Source organism: Streptococcus sanguinis, assembly GCF_050220005.1.
GTDB lineage: Bacteria > Bacillota > Bacilli > Lactobacillales > Streptococcaceae > Streptococcus > Streptococcus sanguinis_Z.
Window position 1 is genome coordinate 1,499,952 of the sequence record NZ_CP071413.1, and the last position, 19,139, is coordinate 1,519,090.

The 19,139-nt window shown below is 39.7% G+C and carries 17 protein-coding genes; 5 read left to right on the plus strand and 12 right to left on the minus strand.

Translation table 11 applies throughout. The features are described 5' to 3' along the window. Positions 1-186: 186 nt before the first annotated feature. From J1C86_RS07315 to J1C86_RS07330, 4 genes are all read left to right on the plus strand, one after another. Positions 187-876 (plus strand): LexA family transcriptional regulator, encoded by a 690-nt coding sequence (locus tag J1C86_RS07315; RefSeq protein ID WP_185757539.1) that lies wholly within the window; start codon positions 187-189, stop codon positions 874-876. A gap of 140 nt (positions 877-1,016) precedes the next feature. Then, on the plus strand, positions 1,017-2,432 hold the full coding sequence (locus tag J1C86_RS07320) for a Y-family DNA polymerase (protein ID WP_427150792.1): 1,416 nt from the start codon (positions 1,017-1,019) through the stop codon (positions 2,430-2,432). Then, positions 2,429-2,797: a hypothetical protein gene (locus J1C86_RS07325; protein WP_125409721.1), complete on the plus strand. Its 369-nt coding sequence runs from the start codon at positions 2,429-2,431 to the stop codon at positions 2,795-2,797. The genes J1C86_RS07320 and J1C86_RS07325 overlap by 4 nt, the downstream gene beginning before the upstream one ends. Continuing rightward, positions 2,784-3,077 carry a DUF5960 family protein gene (locus J1C86_RS07330; RefSeq protein WP_002904853.1) on the plus strand — a complete coding sequence of 98 codons (294 nt, stop codon included), beginning with the start codon at positions 2,784-2,786 and terminating at the stop codon, positions 3,075-3,077. The genes J1C86_RS07325 and J1C86_RS07330 overlap by 14 nt, the downstream gene beginning before the upstream one ends. A 53-nt stretch (positions 3,078-3,130) precedes the next feature. On the opposite strand, the gene J1C86_RS07335 is transcribed toward J1C86_RS07330, so the two are convergent. The 4 genes from J1C86_RS07335 to J1C86_RS07350 form a co-directional block, all read right to left on the minus strand. After that, complete coding sequence (locus J1C86_RS07335; RefSeq protein ID WP_427150793.1) at positions 3,131-4,903, minus strand: DUF262 domain-containing protein; 1,773 nt, start codon at positions 4,901-4,903, stop codon at positions 3,131-3,133. A gap of 205 nt (positions 4,904-5,108) precedes the next feature. Next, complete coding sequence (locus J1C86_RS07340) at positions 5,109-5,519, minus strand: hypothetical protein (protein ID WP_125409702.1); 411 nt, start codon at positions 5,517-5,519, stop codon at positions 5,109-5,111. Next, positions 5,516-6,637 carry a recombinase family protein gene (locus tag J1C86_RS07345; RefSeq protein ID WP_125409703.1) on the minus strand — a complete coding sequence of 374 codons (1,122 nt, stop codon included), beginning with the start codon at positions 6,635-6,637 and terminating at the stop codon, positions 5,516-5,518. The genes J1C86_RS07340 and J1C86_RS07345 overlap by 4 nt, the downstream gene beginning before the upstream one ends. Positions 6,638-6,880: 243 nt before the next feature. Then, the gene (locus tag J1C86_RS07350; RefSeq protein WP_004186302.1) at positions 6,881-10,198 is read right to left on the minus strand and encodes an Eco57I restriction-modification methylase domain-containing protein; all 3,318 of its coding nucleotides are present in this window, start codon (positions 10,196-10,198) and stop codon (positions 6,881-6,883) included. 185 nt (positions 10,199-10,383) lie between these two features. Between J1C86_RS07350 and J1C86_RS07355 the strand changes: the two genes are divergently transcribed. Continuing rightward, positions 10,384-10,686 carry a hypothetical protein gene (locus J1C86_RS07355; RefSeq protein WP_004186300.1) on the plus strand — a complete coding sequence of 101 codons (303 nt, stop codon included), beginning with the start codon at positions 10,384-10,386 and terminating at the stop codon, positions 10,684-10,686. A 267-nt stretch (positions 10,687-10,953) separates the two neighbouring features. Here the strand turns inward: J1C86_RS07355 and rlmD are convergent, their stop codons facing one another. The 8 genes from rlmD to aroC form a co-directional block, all read right to left on the minus strand. Further along, a complete protein-coding gene (rlmD, locus tag J1C86_RS07360; protein WP_125409349.1) occupies positions 10,954-12,309 on the minus strand; it encodes a 23S rRNA (uracil(1939)-C(5))-methyltransferase RlmD in 1,356 nt (451 codons plus the stop codon). A gap of 84 nt (positions 12,310-12,393) precedes the next feature. Then, on the minus strand, positions 12,394-13,743 hold the full coding sequence (locus J1C86_RS07365) for an LCP family protein (protein WP_125409347.1): 1,350 nt from the start codon (positions 13,741-13,743) through the stop codon (positions 12,394-12,396). 18 nt (positions 13,744-13,761) lie between these two features. Beyond that, complete coding sequence (gene pheA, locus J1C86_RS07370; protein ID WP_125409346.1) at positions 13,762-14,595, minus strand: prephenate dehydratase; 834 nt, start codon at positions 14,593-14,595, stop codon at positions 13,762-13,764. After that, positions 14,592-15,068, minus strand: a complete 477-nt coding sequence (locus tag J1C86_RS07375) for a shikimate kinase (RefSeq protein WP_125409344.1) — start codon at positions 15,066-15,068, stop codon at positions 14,592-14,594. Before J1C86_RS07375 ends, pheA begins: the two co-directional genes overlap by 4 nt. Then, the gene (gene aroA, locus J1C86_RS07380; protein ID WP_125409342.1) at positions 15,061-16,344 is read right to left on the minus strand and encodes a 3-phosphoshikimate 1-carboxyvinyltransferase; all 1,284 of its coding nucleotides are present in this window, start codon (positions 16,342-16,344) and stop codon (positions 15,061-15,063) included. The genes J1C86_RS07375 and aroA overlap by 8 nt, the downstream gene beginning before the upstream one ends. Positions 16,345-16,476: 132 nt before the next feature. After that, complete coding sequence (locus J1C86_RS07385) at positions 16,477-16,815, minus strand: YlbF/YmcA family competence regulator (protein ID WP_125409341.1); 339 nt, start codon at positions 16,813-16,815, stop codon at positions 16,477-16,479. An 18-nt stretch (positions 16,816-16,833) separates the two neighbouring features. Continuing rightward, positions 16,834-17,940, minus strand: a complete 1,107-nt coding sequence (locus tag J1C86_RS07390; protein ID WP_125409339.1) for a prephenate dehydrogenase — start codon at positions 17,938-17,940, stop codon at positions 16,834-16,836. 16 nt (positions 17,941-17,956) lie between these two features. Then, complete coding sequence (aroC, locus tag J1C86_RS07395) at positions 17,957-19,123, minus strand: chorismate synthase (protein WP_125409337.1); 1,167 nt, start codon at positions 19,121-19,123, stop codon at positions 17,957-17,959. Between the last annotated feature and the right edge of the window lie 16 nt (positions 19,124-19,139).

The following is a 19,139-nucleotide window of genomic DNA, read 5'->3' on the forward strand; positions in this document are numbered from 1 at the left end:
ATATATTCAGTATATCAAAAAATACATTATTTCTTAAGTTTTATAGGATGATATTATATATACTTCCTTTTAAACTCATAGTAAACGAAACTCAGATAAAATATTTTTTGATAAAAATGATTGAAAACTAAATTTCTTTTTGATACAATGGTGTTGTTTTATAAAACAACACAGGAGTATTATATCATGTTTTCGGGAAAAAGACTAAAACAAAAACGTATAGAAAAAGGAATGACGCAAGCTGAAATAGCAGATATCATCCGTATAAATCGCTCATCATACAACAGTTGGGAATCTGGACGAGCAAAACCTAACCAAAAAAATCTCTCAGCTCTTGCTTCTATCCTTGGGGTCTCAGATACTTATTTTGAGTCTGAATATGACATTATGAATCATTATCTTCAACTGAACCCTATGAATCAACAAAAAGCTGACACATATGTCGAAGACTTGCTACAGTCACAGGAACAAAAGAAAACTATTCAGCTTTTTGCTGTTAAGGTATTGTCGGATATTGCTCTCTCAGCCGGTGCAGGTGAAGCATTCTTTGATGAACAAGAAACTGAAACCGTCTTTTCAGATGAGGAACAATACGGATATGATGTCGCTGCCTGGATACAGGGGGATTCAATGAAACCTGTCTACGAAGATGGAGAAATTGCGTTAATTCGAGCAACTGGCTTTGACTATGATGGGGCAGTTTATGCTCTTTCCTGGAATGAGTCTATTTATATAAAACGACTATATCGGGAAGAAAATGGTTTTAGGATGGTTTCATTAAATAAAAAGTATTCAGATCGTTTTATCCCATTTGAGGACGAACCAAGAATTGTTGGCTTGGTTGTTGGGCATTTTATGCCTGTGATCGGAGGATAACTATGGTCAAAAAACATACAGATATGATTTATCTAAGTGATAATCGAATTTATATTTCTTTGACTTTATTTGAATATGATATTACCAATTACCTAGATATTCTAATTGCAAAATTGGAAAGTATGAAATCGAGGTAAATTATGGCTTATATTGACTATTCAAAAGAACCTCATTCTGACATAGCTTTCTTTGATATAAAATCATTCTATGCTTCCGTTGAGTGTATTGACAGAGGTTTAAACCCACTAACTACTTCACTCTGTGTTATGAGTCGAGCGGATAATTCTGAAGGACTTATTTTAGCTTCGTCACCTATGTTTAAAAAAGTATTTGGAAAATCCAATGTAGGTCGTTCTTATGATTTACCATTTGATATTAAAACTAGGCAATTTAATTATCTGAATGCTAAGCAGAAAGGAATTAAAATCTCATACGACTATATCTTTTATATTGAACATTGGGCAAAGAGAACCTTAATTGTTCCGCCTAGAATGGATTTATACATAAAGAAAAACATTAATATACAAAATATCCTTCAAAATTATGCCAGTCACAAAGATATACTACCTTATTCAATTGACGAAGGATTTATCGACTTGACATCCTCACTCAATTACTTTATTCCTGGAAATACATTAACTCGGAGAGAAAAACTGGATAATATTTCAGCAAAAATTCAGCACGATATTTGGAGAGAAACAAGTCTCTATTCGACTGTTGGCATGAGCAATGCTAATCCTCTACTTGCAAAACTAGCATTGGATAACGAAGCAAAAAAGACTCGAACTATGAGAGCAAATTGGTCTTATGAAGATGTCGAAACAAAAGTCTGGTCTATTCCCAAAATGACTGATTTCTGGGGGATTGGTTCAAGAACAGAAAAAAGATTGATCAAATTAGGCATTACTTCAATCAAAGAATTGGCGAATTGTGATCCTGCCATTTTAAAAAAAGAATTCGGTGTTATCGGACTTCAGCATTGGTTTCACGCAAATGGAGTTGATGAAAGTAATGTTCATATAGCGTATAAGCCAAAATCTAAGGGGCTTGGAAATTCACAAGTTCTACCAAAGGATTATATACAACAACGTGATATAGAGATTGTCTTAAGCGAGATGGCTGAACAAGTATCAATTAGGTTACGAAAGGCTCATAAAAAAGCTAGCACTGTTTCTATATTTGTGGGATATTCTCGTATCGAAAATAAAAAACCAATTAGCACTCAGCGAAAAATAGAGCCAACTAATAACACAAAAATACTAACAGAAACGGTCCTATCTCTCTTTCGTAGTAAATACTCAAGAGGGGCAGTTAGACAAATTGGGGTGAGATATGATGATTTTGTGGATGAATCATTTAGCCTACTTTCACTATTCGATGATTATGAGAGTATTGAAAAAGAAGACAAACTTCAACAATCCATTGATAGTATTCGAAACGAATTTGGATTCCTAGCAATCCAAAAAGCTACTTCTCTTCTAGAAAGCTCTCGAAGCATTGCTCGTAGTAAATTAATTGGTGGCCACTCTGCTGGTGGATTGGAGGGATTAAAATGATTGACCGCTCTTATTTACCCTTTCCAGATGCCCGACAATATCATGATAGAAAAATGGCAAAATGGATGGGATTTTTCTTGTCTGAACATACTTCTGCCTTGAAAGAGGATAGCAACAAGGCTCCTTTCAAGTTCGAATTGTCTTTTGAAGAAAAATTACTTTTATTGAACCAGCTTTATGTAAATCAACTAACTAGTTGTATCCGCAGCAAATACTTAGAACAAACTATATCTTATTTTGGTACTGTCTCAACAGTTAATAATGAAAGAATACTCTTAAAGAGCACGGAAGGGTATGTACCTCTAAAATTAGCTGATATACTTACTATAGAATTAGTTGAGGAATTTGAGAATGAAACAGCTTGAATCTAATAGAAACGAATTGCAGATGGATTACTTCAGTGAAAGCTACAGAAAATTTGAAACTGACTTTTATCGCTATTCTGCTTTAAATACTCCGCTTACTTTTCTTACTGATGACATCATGCTAACCATGGCAAAATCCATGAAGAATTTTTTTAAGTTAAATAAAGAGAATTCAATAGACAATCGAGATCATTACTTTGTATTTAATATAGAAACAATAAATGATGGAAGGTTAATCAGGAAGTATAGTTATCAAAAAACAGTAACACATATAAAATAGCTCAGCACAATAATTGTGCTGAGCTGTTATATTATCGAAATATAAAATGTGAACTATTTACTGAATACAAAATTTGCAATTCGTTCTGCAGCTTTCTCTGTGGCTTTATCAATATCATTTTTCGTCCAAGTATCACTATCATAGTTTACAAGTGAATGAGCAATTGGAAACCTGCTGCCAATGTAGCCTCGGCCACTCGTTATATTATTCTCCTTTTTAGTTCTAAACCATGCATCCCCTATACCTCTATTAATAACCGATTCGAGAAGAATCTTATTTCCGAGTTTTTCAGCATATTCTTGAAATTCTTCTTGACTAGAAAAACCAGCATCCGCCATTATGTTTTCCCTGTTTAAACCACTTTGAGGCATAATATGTTCAATATCAATACCGCCCTCAAGATTATATTCTTTGCCCTGTTCAAGAGCGTAAAGATACTCATTCACATAAAGAATCGAATTCGGAACCCCACTTTCGGATAGAGTCTGTCTGATGCTATTATAATCAAAATTATTTTCAATATGGTCTTTTATATTAGAAATTAAATCCTGAGTAGCAATTGTTGTAACTTGACTATACTTCAAATTTATTTCTTCAAGAAACCCTTTAAACAGTCTATGGCTATACGAGAGTTCTGAAAGTTCAATGAGAAGTCCAAGTTTTAACAACTCTTCAAGATAGCTGATATCATTTCGATAAAATAAGTAGCTACTAACAAACGGCTTCAAATTGCCATTGAGTCTGCTAATAACTTGACCTAGCATAGATTCAGAAAAAATATCAAAGTTTGTTAGTATTTTTTCTAGCTCACTAGTGAATAATGTATCTCGATTTAAAAGCTCCTTATTCTTAGCAAAGAAAGCACGAATCCCAGGATTTCTTCGATCAGAACCATTTTGTTCAGAAAGTTTCACAAAGATATAATGAGTAATAAGTGTATTTAAGTCCAGCCGTGATACATCCGTTCTAGCAACAATATTTTGCCAATTACTTTCAAAAATTTTTCTATCTTTTGCGTTCGCGGTGGTTTTAGACACAATTACTTCAATTGGTGTCAAAGGAACTCCTGTACCATTCAAGGAGTTAAAGATGTTTATAGCCTGATCAGTATTATAGCTAGTAATCGTAATTACCTGACAGCTGTTAATAAAATGATTTGCAAAATTTATACAACTAAGTACACTAAGATTACTACACCAGTTATAAAAATAACGGAAATTTTTGAAAAAATTGGTATACCTATTATCTTTCTGTCGACGATATATTTGGAAAGCTGAATTCTTGATACTATCGAAATCGTTCCCAAGAAGTACAACATTCATATCATTTGCATACTTCTCAGAAATCGAATCGTTAAAATATTTAATCTTATCCTTAGTAGGGAAATAAACTCCCTCAACAAAATCATCCTTTTCATCTTCAGATAAATTGAACAACATAACTGAAATCTGTTCCTTAAGTCCGTTCAACCGCTTGATGATTCTTTTTCCATCGGCATCCGTTGATGGTTGGACAATTAGCTCATTCTCTATTTTCAAAAGCAATGCCTTTAATAACAGCATAAACGTTGTAGTTCTTTGTTGACCATCAATCAGAGCAACCTCATGCTCCTCACCTGACTCTTGAGCGATTAGTATCGCTCCAAAAAAATAATTATCTTGAACAGAATCATCAAAATTTTCCATATGTACGTTAATATCTTCAATCAGCTGTTCACATTGTGCCACCTGCCAAGCATATGGACGTTGATAGGTCGGAATATAAAATTCTGACTTTGTGAAATACTCCTTTATTGTTTGTAAATTGGGCTGAATGTCATTTCTCATACCACTATCTCCTAAGACTTCTTAATTGAAGCTATTATACCACGAAACTATTACCAATCAAACTGAAATTGAGTTCTATTAAAAAAATCCAAGCTCTAGACTTAGCTAAAGTAATACCATTTTTAGTAATCGATTAGACTTTAATTGATAGTTTTATATAAAAAAGGTAGAGCCAATATCAACTCTACCATAAACCTAGTAAGAATCAACCTTTTTTGCGATAAGGTTTAAGAACCTCATAGCCTTTCAACTCAAAGACAAAGGCCCTATCCTCAGCAATGTATATACCTGGTACTTTATAGCGTTTCCCACTCTCCCAGTCTGGCATAATGGTAAAGAGAGCCTCTTTCAGATTCTTATTCATCATCTGAACCACACCTTTTCTAATCTTTTTTGACTTGCAGAACTCATAAGACCCCTTGGTATTAGCATGGCATACCTGAATCCCCATGACTTTTGTGTCTTTGTTAAATGCCACAATGACATGACTAGGATAGTTCAGCTCAGCAGCTATGGCCTTGCTGAATGTTACGAAATTCTTATTGACAGTCATGCTGTAATCACTAGCAGTTTTCTCAATGGTAATAACTTGTAAATCGTAGTCTGAAAATCTCATGGCTTTTCTCCTTTAAATACAGTTTGAATCTCCTTCTTCTTCCAAGAAGAATCGAGTACAATAAAATCCTTCAATATACCTGACTTCACCCTTTTTACATAGAGTTTTGGTACAAGAGCTACTTTTGCAGATTTCGTTCTTCTTCTCGGTTGAGAGAGCAGCTCTTGAACCAAACTCCAGTCAGATATAATTGAAGGAATTCCATTTCTCAGTCGGTATTTCGGACGCTCACCATTATTCTTCCTCGTCTTATGACTAAAGCAGTCTACCGTATAGGTCTTCTGCATGATAATCTCACCCTTATACTTCTCATTCCTAAGGATGTTATTAACAGCAAGGGTAGACCAGTTTTCAAGTCCAGTGACCGTTGGAATATGATGTTCCATTAACGCATCAGCAATCTCATGCGCAGTCCTGCCATTCATGTAGGAATCATAAATATACCTTACTACTTTGGCTTCCGAATCATCAATCACGATTTGGCCGTACTTGTCCTTGGTATAGCCAAGCAGATTATGCGTAGGGATAATAGGGATACCACGCTTGAAACGCTCAATAATCGACCAGGTAATAGAAGCACTCTTCTGTTCACTCTCGCCTTGAGCCACGATAGACATGACACCCAGCACCAACTCACCTTTGGTATCCAGCGTGTTTAGATTAATGTCCTCTATTAAAATACCTACTGGATGGGGTAAAGCTTTCAGCTCCCGATAGATGCTGATGAAGTCAAGCTGGTTCCTGGCAAATCGACTGATACTCTTTACCAGTATCAAATCGATTTTTCCTTGCCTACAGTCTTCAAGCATTTTTTGAAACTGCTCACGATGTTTAATGGTAGTACCAGATGCCCCCTGATCAGCATAAATACCAGCCAGCTCCCAATTCGGAGTATTCTGAATCCGTTCCAGGTAAGTTTGTTTTTGCAATTCAAAACTGCCTGATTGGGATTCATCAAAGGTGCTCACCCGGCAATACGCTGCAACACGAGTCTTTTGCTGTCCTGAGCTAACATTCTGCACGACTGCCGGAATCACCTCTACAGTTCTCTCGGATTCAAAGGCATTACGAATACGCTCTTGCTTCTTCGTTAATTTTTTAGAACTCCTTCTGACCATTTTTCCTCCTTTCCAGAAATCTGCATCTTTATTATAAGAAAAGGGAAAGCTGATCAAAAGAGTATTAACGAAACTGTAATAAAAAAATGACTCAATTATTGAGCCATATTTCTTAAAATCAATACTATTGCGCTTTGATTTTAAATATGTATTAATAACCGAGAGATTTTCGATATAAATATTGGAGTCCTCTATCATCCAGGGTACAATACTATGGATTTCCATAATTATTGATTATTAATTTCAACTTTTTTCCTTTAATAAACAAATATAGAGTTTATCAATATTGTCTCTAATTTTCTCAACTTTTTCTGTATCATCATATACTTCATGTGCACGTTTTGACAAATTACTTAATTTTTTGTGAGTCGTATTCTTTATATCAAACACCGGTATATCAACTGGTATACGAATTTTAAATGTCCTTTTATCTGATGTTGATAAAATAAAGTCTTCAACAATGTGAGAATTTAGAATAGCTGAAATATAGTGCGCTTCATCTTCTGTTATAAATTTCCCATCAGGTCGTTCACAGATTGAGACACAATGATTTTGAAAAGCCGGTAACTTTTTCCCCCCCCAAGCAGTATCAATTTCACCTATAACAGCAGAGACCCATTTTGTATTATCTCTAAAAATGACATACCACGGTGCATGAGAATAGTGACCTGTTCTAGCTAGTGCGTAATACTCTGCAGATTTACTACCTATAATTGAATCACTATATCCCGTTTGTAATTCGAGATATTGACGATTTTCTTTATAATAGTTAAACAATAAAGGTGATTGTTTTCTTAAATCGGTTTTATTTATTGGTATCTTTGGTGATGTCTTATCATAAGGAAATGCCACAATATACTCTGAATCTGAAACGTGGAATCTAGAAATATTAATTCCCTTAATTAAAGGTCTTAAATATTTTATCTCAATCTCTGGTCTACGAATTGGTATTGAATATTTGGAACGATTACTCTGGTAGGTTTCAAGCTTAACTATTTCTAGTCCAGTTTTCTCAACTAAACTAAATAGTTGAAGTTCCTGTGGGTAATACTCTACCCCCTCTCTTCCTAAATAGTCAGTTTTTCCTGATATCAGTTGAAAATCCTTTAATTCTTCTTTAGACATAGCGTATGTAAATGCGGTCCTCTGAGGAGTGGTCTGCCCAAGGATTTTATTCTCAATATCAAAATAGTCAGAAAAGTTTTCACTATTGATATTCAAACTAGAATTAGTTAATTTAATTCCTTTCTTAATTTTAATACATTTCGAGGGGATTCCTTCGAAATAGTCCTGTTGTCGTTCAGATAAAATATATGTGCAAAATAATTGCTGTACAGGTTTAAAAGGATGTCCAGACTTTTCCCAGTCAATAATTTCTTGTATATACAAAGTTCTATTATCCGAAATCTTAAGATTACGAAAGCCTTCATAACTTTGTAGGAATAACAAATTCTGTGGCATTAATACTGTTGCTACTCCATCATTATGAAGCCAATTTTCAATTGAAATGGTTGTCAGCAGAGCACAGATATTTAGGTTGATTCCTCCTGTACGCCCATCTCCTGAAAATAAATTCTTGCTTACACACGCTTCTTTTATCTTTTCTCTATGTACTGAGGGAAGGCTTTTCCAATCAACCCATGGTGGATTGCCAACAAGCATATCAAATTTTCCTAAAGAACAAAGTAAAAAGTAATTGATAATATTGCTAACAATAGAAGGGGTTATCAGATCATTGGATTGTAAACTGTACCAAGATTTAGTCATTTCTTCCAACTGTTCACTATCTGTACAGATTTTTGATAATGCCTCCTTAATATCATCTAATGCAGCTCCTTCACTAATATCTTCTAAAAATTGAAAAGTTTCAATAAACTGCTCGGTATTGGAAACAGAATTTATTGGAACACGAAATTCTATCTCTTTTCCATTTGAATCTTGTAGATAGCTAACAAAATACTCCCCGTCTTCAGAAATCTTATCCGAGGTCGGAACAGTAGAATCACCAATAAAAGCTGGAATATATAATGCTTTTTGGCTATCAACTAAATCAGAAATTGCCATAAAATAATTTATTCTAGCGAGAATGACAGCCAAAATATTCGCATCTATGGAAACAACTTCTTTTAAAATATAATCTAACGCACTATTCTTAGGTTCATCCTTATAAATCTCTCTTTTCATAAGAATTGCCTGTTGAGGGAATGTTCCCGAACCTGCTGCAGTGTCTAAAATACGAACATGATCTTTCCGATTTACTGGTACATATCTCAATCCATCAGTGATAACATTTCGTGCTAACCATTTTGGAGTGTAGTATTCTCCCATTGAATGTCTTACACTGGTAGGCATAATAGCCATATATAATTCTCTAAAAATATCATCTGTGTGTTCAGTTATCTCAGGCATATTTTCGTATTTCAACAATACTTCAATAATATTATTTATTGCTAAATAAATTTCCTCAGACCATTGTTCCTCCTGAAATACCCAAGAAAAGCATCCAATTTCTAATAGATTGTGGATTTTTGTCTGTTGGGAGATTGCTCCACTTGCAATGTGGTAAAGTTCTATTCTAGAATTCCTGACTCCAATGTTATGCATTCTTTTTAACGAGTACTCATTCTTTTTTCCCTTAACGATAGAAACAGCTTTATAAGCAATAAGCATGGCAATAATTGCTGTTGAAGTCTGAAGTGCAAATAATATTTTGTACTCTTCGTCTTGCTTAATATCCTGTTTATCTACAATTTTTGCCAAATCGGCCCTTCTTGCCTCGATAGCTTGTTGTTTAGAAGCATCTTCGTGAGACAACCCGAAATTATCCAACCAAGATTCATATGAAATAATTGTTGAGGCATTCATATTTTTCAGCGACTCATGAATTGTCTTTGTTAGTGTATTGATTAAGTTTGAACCATAGTATTGAACATTCAATAAATCATAAATTAGATTCTTCGAATCCAAAGTCTTTACAGTAAGTTTTATTATTGATTTAATTATTCTATTTAGAGCTTCTTCATTAAACTCTTTATTTGCCTCTATACTGAGCCCGTCACTTGAGAACTCAATGAATTGATATCGTAAACCATCTGTGACAAGAGCAGCATAATCTCCTTGCTCCTCTTGATTTAAAGCATTTAAGTATTCTATAGCTTGTTTTTCAGCTTTTTCGAAGTCTGCTATAGTTTTATAGCTCTGAGGTTTCTTATATTCAATGATTAAACTATTGTACTTACTATCAATTCTTCCTTTTTTACTAATTGTTTGAGTATAAGAATCGTTTATTAAATCAACTTGTCTTTCTCTAAGAGGAACATAACCATCAAAACCTGAAGGACGAAGGATATCTTCAGATATTTTTACTAAAACCTTATCAAAATTAAATGCAATATCACTTTCAGAATTTGCATTCAAAGCGGCTGTCTTGATATCATCACTCAAAAAAAACATTAAATCTTTCCATCTTCCTGATCTCATAACGGATTCAAGTTCTGATAATTCTAATTCATCTTTTATATCTTGGATTGCTTTACTAATTTCATTATATCTATTTAACATCGTTCCTCCTAAATGCCCATTATTATATTTTTAATCCTTCTATATAAAGTATTAAAAATGATTGAAATCAAGCGTTTTTTATACTAATTATTGCCCACTAAACATTTTATCATTTTTTAAATTTTTGTCAAAATTTTCTTGATAATATATGCGAACAGAGGTAACATGTGAATTGGAGGCTAAGCATGAAACTACATCTATCAAAAGAAATAAATACAAATCTTCCAAAAAATATTTTGTCTGAAGTTTTAAAATTAGTAAAACAAGAAGCTAATAATAAAATATTCCACTATTTTAGAATCACTCATAAAAATGAAAAGATTTATTCAATAGAGCACACCGTTCCTATATTAAAATGGTCTTATCAATTAAATTTTAATAAAGACAAAAGTAACTGTAGTTGCTCTTCAATTGATATTGTGATAATAGTTGATATAAAGGATATTTATATAGTCAGTCTGAAGGAATTTAATATAATTAAAAAGTAGATTTTTAAATATTAGTTTACTATACAAATATTGTCTTTGAATCAAACTTCATATCGCCTATAAGCTCTTAAACTCTATCAATTTTTGAGCTTTTTTATATATTTGATGCCCCTACATGAGTCTATGGAAATAAATAATCACTCATGACTCAAATCATATAGTATCATTTTAACTACCTCAACTTGAGTGGTTACTTTAATACATCCCCACTAAAACTAAAAAGCCACTGGTTCCAGTGACTTTATAAAGCGTTTTGCTAAAAGGTTTCTAGGCTTTCACGAGCAGAGCTACACACTCGACGTGATGCGTCTGCGGAAATAAGTCCACCGGCTGGACTTTCTTCAACTCATATCCTAATTCTTGATAGAGCTTAATATCACGCGCCATGGTTGCGACATTGCAGGAGATATAAGTGATTTTCTTGGGCTCCATGCTGACGCTGGCTTTGATGAAGCTCTCCGTCAGTCCTTTTCGTGGTGGATCGACTAGGATGACATCCGCTTGGATACCCTCTTTAAGCCAGTTTTGAATGGCTTCTTCAGCAGGAGCGCAGACATAGCTGGCGTTGGTAATGCCGTTGATTGCTGCATTCTTTCGGCTATTTTCGACAGCTTCTGGAATCACTTCCATACCATAGACCTGCTTGACCTGCTTAGCAACTGATAGACCGATAGTCCCGATACCCGAGTAGGCATCAAGCACCACATCATCTGCAGTCAACTCGGAAAAGTCAATAGCTGTCTGATAAAGCTTTTCTGCCATCTCAGTATTGACTTGGTAAAAGGCCGGAGCAGCAATCTGGAAGTCATTTCCCAGCATGCGGTCTGTAATGTAATCTTGACCATAAAGCGTTCGCCAGTCTTTTCCGAAAATCGCATTACCCGGCTGGTCATTGATATTCTGCATGATAGACTTGATAGATGGAAAGGCTTCTGTCAAACGCTCCATCAGCTGCTCTACTCGGAAAATTTTAGGCCTAGTTGTGACCAATATTACCATGATTTCCCCTGAATAATGCCCACGGCGAACAACTAGATTGCGAATGAGTCCTGTCTTTTCCTGCTCATCGTAAGGCTTGAGGTCAAAGCGACGTAGCAAGTCGCGTGTAAAGAGGATAACCTGGTCAATGACTGGATCCTGGATATAGAAATCTTCAATCGGCAGGAGGTCATGGGAATTTTTCCGGAAAAATCCTGTTTCCAGCTGGCCATTGACACGGCGGACAGGCACTTGAGCCTTATTACGGTAACCCAGCGGCTGCTCCATACCAAGTGTCGGCGGCACTTCAACATCAGACAAACCAGCAATCTTATAGAGACTGTCCTTGACCTGTTTACGTTTGAAGTCCAGCTGGGCTGGATAGTTCAGATGCCCCAAGTCTGCAATCCCCGTACGCAGATAGGCCATATCAAGATTTTCATTGCGCTGGTCTGAAGTACGGAGAAATTCCTCCACCTTGCCAAAGCCGATTTTTTTGTTGACCTTGAGTACACGCATGCGGATGAGCTCACCCGGCAGGGCATTCTCCACAAAGAAAACCAGGCCTTCTGCCTTTGCCACCCCTGCTCCCTCGTGGCTCAGATCCACGATTTCAACTTCAATCATATCATTCTTTTTTAACATATTTTTCTCTTTCTGCTTTATCGCTCTGCCATTTACCAAAAGAAAAGGCAGGACATCGTCCTACCTTTCATTATATCATATATCTTATCTGAGACCCATTTGCTGCAGTCTTTCTTTATAGGCTTCAAAGTCAATCAAAAGTCCTTGGCCACCGTACATGTCATAGGTATCCACCCAGTCGCCATTTTCCGGAATCGTCAGGCGCTCAACTCCATTGCGGGAATCTCCAGCCATAGAGAGACCATTGGTCAAAAGGAAGCTGTAAGGTACATTGGTCGAAGTCAAGGCAAAGACCTTACCAAGAGCCTCTGACCCGGTAAAGAGCTTAGTCGGATCCTTGACCTGCTGGAAGACAGCCGTCAAAACTTCCTGCTGGCGGCGGGTCCGGCCAAAGTCGCCCTCATCATCCTTACGGAAGCGAGCGTAGTTGAGCAAGGTCCGACCGTCCATCTGCTGCTGACCGACCTTGATTGTTTGGTTGGGTACCACACCGTCCTTCATATTCAGGTCATCTGGCACTTCAACTTCTGTCACCTTTTCCCCATCAATCGTTGAGAACTGGGCATTCATGCTGACGCCATTTGGGAAAAGGGTGTCAATAGCTGTCGCAAAGGTCTGGAAATCCACCAGTGCATAATATTTGATGTCTAAATCAAAATTATCTTTGAGCATCTGGCGGACATAGTCTGCACCGCGGTTGTGGTTTTGCTCCCCAATCGTATAGGCAGAATTGAGCTTTTGGTCATAGTAATCTGCCTGCGACGGATCCGTGTACTCATTGCTGACGCCGTCAATGTGAATAAGAGTATCACGCATAAAGCTGACCAATTTCACCTTGTGGTCCTTATTTCCGACATTCAAGACCATAATAGAGTCAGTCCGCGTCTCAGTCGAGTCGTCACCAACCCGGCCATCCGTCCCAAGAATGAGGATATTCACTCCGTCCTTAGTATCCTTACCGTCAAAAAATTCTGTTTCTGCTGGTTTAGAATTTCCAGTGTGAGCTGTCGTCAGTCCTTTGACAAACATGAAAATCATGCCGCCCAAGACCATAAGAAGGAAAATCCCTACCCAAAGCAGAATCCGTTTCAAGCGGATTTTTTTGCGGGGCTTCTTAGGCTTGTCTTGTCCTAGACCAGCTCCTGCCAGAGCTTCAGGCGCCTTCTTTTGCTTTCTGCTGCGAGAAGAACGCTCAGGGTACTTGGGCAAGAGGCCAGAAGAATCCATTTCCACTGGCTCTTGCTCATAGGCGTCGCTAACTGTATGCGGCTGCTCTTCATGGTCGGGCACACTGGCTGAACCGCCAATCCCCTTGGACTTCTGACGCAGATAGTCAAATTCTTTCTTTTCTTTATCGTTTAGATAATAATAATTTTTATAGAGATAATCTAAGCGGAGCTGTTCATGATGGCTAAGATTTTCTGGTTTCTTCATCTCTTCTCCAATCTACTGCTACTTGTCCTGAATCAGAAACACACTGTAGCTACCAAAAATTTTATAAGTAATTCCAAGACTTGTCAACTCTTGATAGGCAAAATCCGCCAATTTTTTCTGCTCGTTGTCAATGTCAATAATGAAGAAATACTCTCCCAGAGCCGTTTTTAAAGGCCGGCTCTCAATCTTGGTCAGGTCAATCCCACGCCAAGCAAAGGTCGACAAAGCCTTATAGAGAGCACCAGGCAAATTGTCCGGTAAGGTCAAAGCCAGTGTCTGCTTGTCTCCTGTCTTAGCCAGTTGAAGCTTTGGCACCTCATGGCCTAGAATCCAAAAGCGGGTATAATTTTCTTCCATTTCCTGAATATCGCTGGCTGCTACTTTGAGCCCGTACTCTGCTGCAGCCGTGCGCGGGGCAATAGCCGCAAAATTCTTTTCAGGATGCTCTGCCACAAAACGAGCTGCATAGGCCGTACTAGCCGTCACCTCAATGGCAGCCTGTGGGTAATGCTGGCGGATGTATTTCTTTCCTTGGGCAATAGCCTGCGGGTGAGAAAATATTTTCTCAATTGGCTTTTCTAAATCAGTTACTAAAAGCTGCTGCTTAATGGGCTGAACGATTTCTGCCACTGCCTGAATATCTGCTTGATGAAAGAGATAGTCCAGCGTCTCGTGGACACTACCCTCAATGGAATTTTCCACCGGAACAACCGAGTAATCCACTTCTCTAGCCTCATAAGCCTTCATGACCTCAGTGATATTCTGATAAGGCACCAAGTCCTTGCTGGGAAAGGCAGCTTGGGCTACATGGTGAGAAAAGGAGCCTCTAGGACCTAAAAATGCTATTTTCATTGAATTTCCTCAATAATTTCCTGCGGGCTTTTGAGCCTCGTATCGACAATCTGGGTCGCCGCTTCCTCATACCAGGCCTGACGCTGCTCAAAAATCTGCTGCAAGTCTGATTTGCTCTGGTTTAAGAACAGGGGCCGCTCTTGCTCAGCATCCTGCCGAATTCGCTGATAGAGCGTTTCAAAATCTGCTTTCAGGTAGATATTATCAGCATTCTGAGCCAGTAATCTGCGGTTTTCAGGGCTGACGACTACACCGCCGCCGGTTGAGACGACCAAGTCCGTATCGATCAGCTCAGCTAAGAGCTGGGTTTCAGCAGCCCGAAAGGCCGCTTCACCATGCTGATCAAAATAGTCCTTGATAGACATACCCAGCCGCTGGCAGAGCAGTTCATCCATATCGACAAAATCTTGGGCTAAGCCTCTGGCCACTGTGGATTTTCCGGCTCCCATAAAGCCCAGCAATATCTTAGCCATGCATCAAGCCCTCCAAGTCGCTGAAGAAGCTTGGATAGCTGGTCTTAATGGCTTCAGACCGTTCAAGTTCCACCTGACCGCTTTGAGCCAATAAAGCAGCAATTGCCGTCATCATCCCAATGCGATGGTCTCCCAAGGTATTGACCTGAGCGCCGCGAAGAGCTGTTTCCCCTTCGATAATCATGCCGTCTTCCGTCGGGGTAATAGCTGCGCCCATGCTATTTAGAGCGTCTGCCACTACCTGGATACGGTCGGTTTCCTTGACCTTGAGCTCCTCTGCATCACGAATGACAGTCCGACCCTGAGCCTGAGTCGCCAGAAGCGCAATAATCGGCAACTCATCAATCAAGCGCGGGATAATCTCGCCGCCAATCTCAGTGCCCTTAAGCACAGACGTCTCAACGGTGATGGTTGCAGACTTGGCTACTCGATCGACATCTGACAGCGTCATCCGTCCGCCCATAGCCTCTATCACTTCTAAAATACCTGTACGAGTTTCATTGATGCCGACATTCTCTAAAACAATCTTAGAGTCCGGCACAATCAATCCAGCTACCAGCCAGAAGGCCGCACTGGAAATGTCACCTGGAACCGTCACTTCCTGAGCAGTGAATTCCTGACCGCCCTGAATACGAATTTCCTTGCCCTCAACCTCAATTCGCCCACCAAACTGGGCAATCATATCTTCTGTATGATTACGGGTGATTTCCTTTTCAATAATAACCGACTCTCCCTGAGCCTGCAAAGCAGCAAAAATCAAGGCCGACTTAACCTGAGCAGAAGCCACTGGCAGCTGATAATGAATAGGCTGCAGTTCCCTGCTCCCCTTCATCTTGAGCGGTGGTAAATCACGCTCAGTCCGACCAGCAATCTCTACTCCCATCTGCCGCAGAGGAATGGTCACCCGATCCATAGGCCGCTTGGATAGACTGTCGTCACCAAACATCTCCGCTTCGAAATCCTGACCGGCCAAAACACCAGAAATCAAGCGGATAGACGTTCCAGAATTGCCCATATCCAGCTTATTTTTCGGTGCTTGCAGACCTTCAAATCCTACACCATGAATCTTGACTAGATTTCCATCGTCCTCAATCTGGACTCCTAACTCACGAAAAACCTGCATGGTAGACAGCACATCTTCTCCTCGCAGAATGTCGCGAACAGTAGTGACCCCCTTGGCCAAACTGCCAAAAATAATGGAACGGTGGCTGATAGACTTATCTCCAGGTACGCGGATACGGCCCTTCAGGCCTCTTATATTAGTTGATAATTTCATAGATGACCTCGTACTTTCCTTTGTTGCTTCTTATTTTATCATAAAAAGACCAGAAATTCTTAAAATTTCTGGAATCCTAGCTAAAGCTAAAAGAATCCGGGTATTCATCCCAGATTCTTCTTTTTTATTAGCTTACTTAAGCAAATCCTGCACCGGATCAAAGATAATACGCTCAATGTCCGCTAAATAGATGGACAGTTGCTGCTGCTTATTGAAAAATTCAGAAAGAACAGCATTGCCCTGAATCTTCTCGCCAAAGGCAGTCATCTTGTCCTGCACCTCCTGAGTCGGTACCTGACCAGTCTGAGCCAGCTGTTGCAACTCCTGCTGGAATGCCAGATAATCTGTAAAAATTGCCTTCGCTTCGCTATCAGCATCCACTGCTTTCTTGCTTTCTGCAACTGCCTTGTACTCAGGTAAATCACGCAGATTTCTGCTCAGTTCATTGGCTAAATCATAAATATTTGACATAGAGTTCTCCAATCTATATTAGTCTACGGACACTAGGTAATCCGTATGTTCTCTTACTATTTTAGCAGATTTTTCTAAATCTTGGTGATTTTTAAAGGTGATTTGCAGAATACCGTTGATATCTTCACGGTTTTCCTCGTTAATACGAATATTGACGACTGAAATTCCGCGCAGAAGTTCCAAAATACCCAAAATCGCATCTTCTTCGTCAGGCACTTCAATAAAGAGATCATAAAAGCTATCCACACCAGCTCGTTTATGAATTTCCATCTGCTTGCGGCTCTGCCGTCCTCGGTCAAAAAATTCCCAGATAGCTATCTCGTCCTTAGCCTCAATCGCTGCGGCAACCTTGTCCAACTGGTCTTTAAAATCTTCCAGCCGATCCAAGATAGCTTGAGGATTGGTCAAGAGAATAGAGGTCCACATACCCGGCTCACTCTCCGCAATCCGCGTCATATCTCGAAAACCACCAGCGGCAAAAGACTGGGTCAGCTCATGCTCTTGGCTATAAGCTGCCGCTTGCTCCATAAGGCTGGAGGCTAGGATATGCGGAAAATGGCTGATTTGACTGGTCACTCGGTCGTGCTCGGCTGCATCTACCTGAATAAAACGAGCCTGAAGACCACTCAATAAATCTTTCATTTCCTCAAGCGTACCCGGCTTGGTCAGATTAGAGGGGGTGAAGATATAATAGGCATTTTCAAAGAGGGTGACATGGGCCGCCTTGGCTCCGGTCTTATGACTTCCGGCCATAGGATGAGCACCGACAAAGCGGACGGGCTTATTCTGCAGATACTTTTCTGCAGCTGCCACAATCTCAGCCTTGGTTGATCCAGCATCAGAGATGATAAGATTCTCCTTCAGGTCCAGCTCCGCTAGTTCCTTGATAAATGCTATGGTCTGTTTGATAGGCACAGCCAGAATAATCACATCAGCCAATGGAGCAAAGGCGACAAAATCATCCGTTGCCCGGTCTACCATTCCCCGCTCTAATGCAACTCTGCGCGATTCCTCACTTCTATTATAGCCAAGAACTTCAATCTCAGGATGAGCTCGCCTGATGCCCAGAGCCAAGGAAGCTCCAATCAGTCCCAGACCTGCGATATAGACTGTTTTTCTCTCCATGCCCTTCTCCTTACTTCTAAAAGTTCTTGACAAAGTCCCGATGGCGGGTTACCGCATCCTTTAGTTCCTCCAGATTGTCCGAAGAGAATTTCTCCAAGACTTCGGTGGCTAAAACTGTTGCCACCACGCTTTCCATGACAACACCCGCCGCTGGCAGAGCCGTCGGATCGCTCCGCTCCACTGTCGCCTTATAAGGCTCGTGGGTCTCAATATCCACGCTCATCAGTGGCTTGTAAAGGGTTGGAATGGGCTTCATAACACCACGCACCACGATTGGCTGACCATTGGTCATACCACCCTCAAAGCCGCCTAGATTATTGGTCCTGCGAGTGAAGCCATCTTCCTCAGACCAGAGGATTTCATCCATGACTTGACTGCCCTTGAGACGGCCGGCTTCAAAGCCCACGCCAAACTCGACTCCCTTGAAAGCGTTGATGGACACGACTCCTTGAGCAATCTTGGCGTCCAGCTTCTTGTCCCATTGGACATAGGAGCCCAGACCAACCGGCACACCGCCAACAACAGTCTCAATAACACCACCGATGGTATCCCCGTCTTTCTTAATCTGGTCAATGTAGGTCTTGATTTCTTCTTCACGCTCGGGATTGACAATGGAAACCTCTGACTGGGCAGCTCTTTCTTTGATTTCTGCTACAGTCAGATTGTCTGGCACATCAATATCAATGCCACCAAAGGTTACGATATGGCTGGCTATCTCCACACCGATTTCTTCCAGCAAACGCTTGGCTACTGCTCCGACTGCTACACGCATGGTCGTTTCACGCGCAGAAGAGCGCTCAAGGGAATTTCGCAAATCGTCAAAGCGGTATTTCATACCACCAACCAAGTCCGCATGGCCAGGGCGTGGTTTAGTAATCTTGCGCAGCCCTTTTTTCTTTTCATCCACATCAGCCGCACTCATAATCTCCAGCCACTTCTGATGATCCAGATTTGTAACATTGAGGGTAATCGGACCGCCCATGGTCAAGCCATGCCGAACTCCAGACGTAATCTCGACTTGGTCGCTTTCAATCTTCATGCGGGCACCACGGCCGTACCCACCCTGACGGCGCTTGAGCTCAGCATTGATATAGTCAGCGGTCAAAGGAAGACCAGCTGGCACTCCCTCAATAATAGCTGTCAGAAGTGGTCCGTGCGATTCTCCTGCTGTTAAGTATCTCATACATTTTCTCCTATTT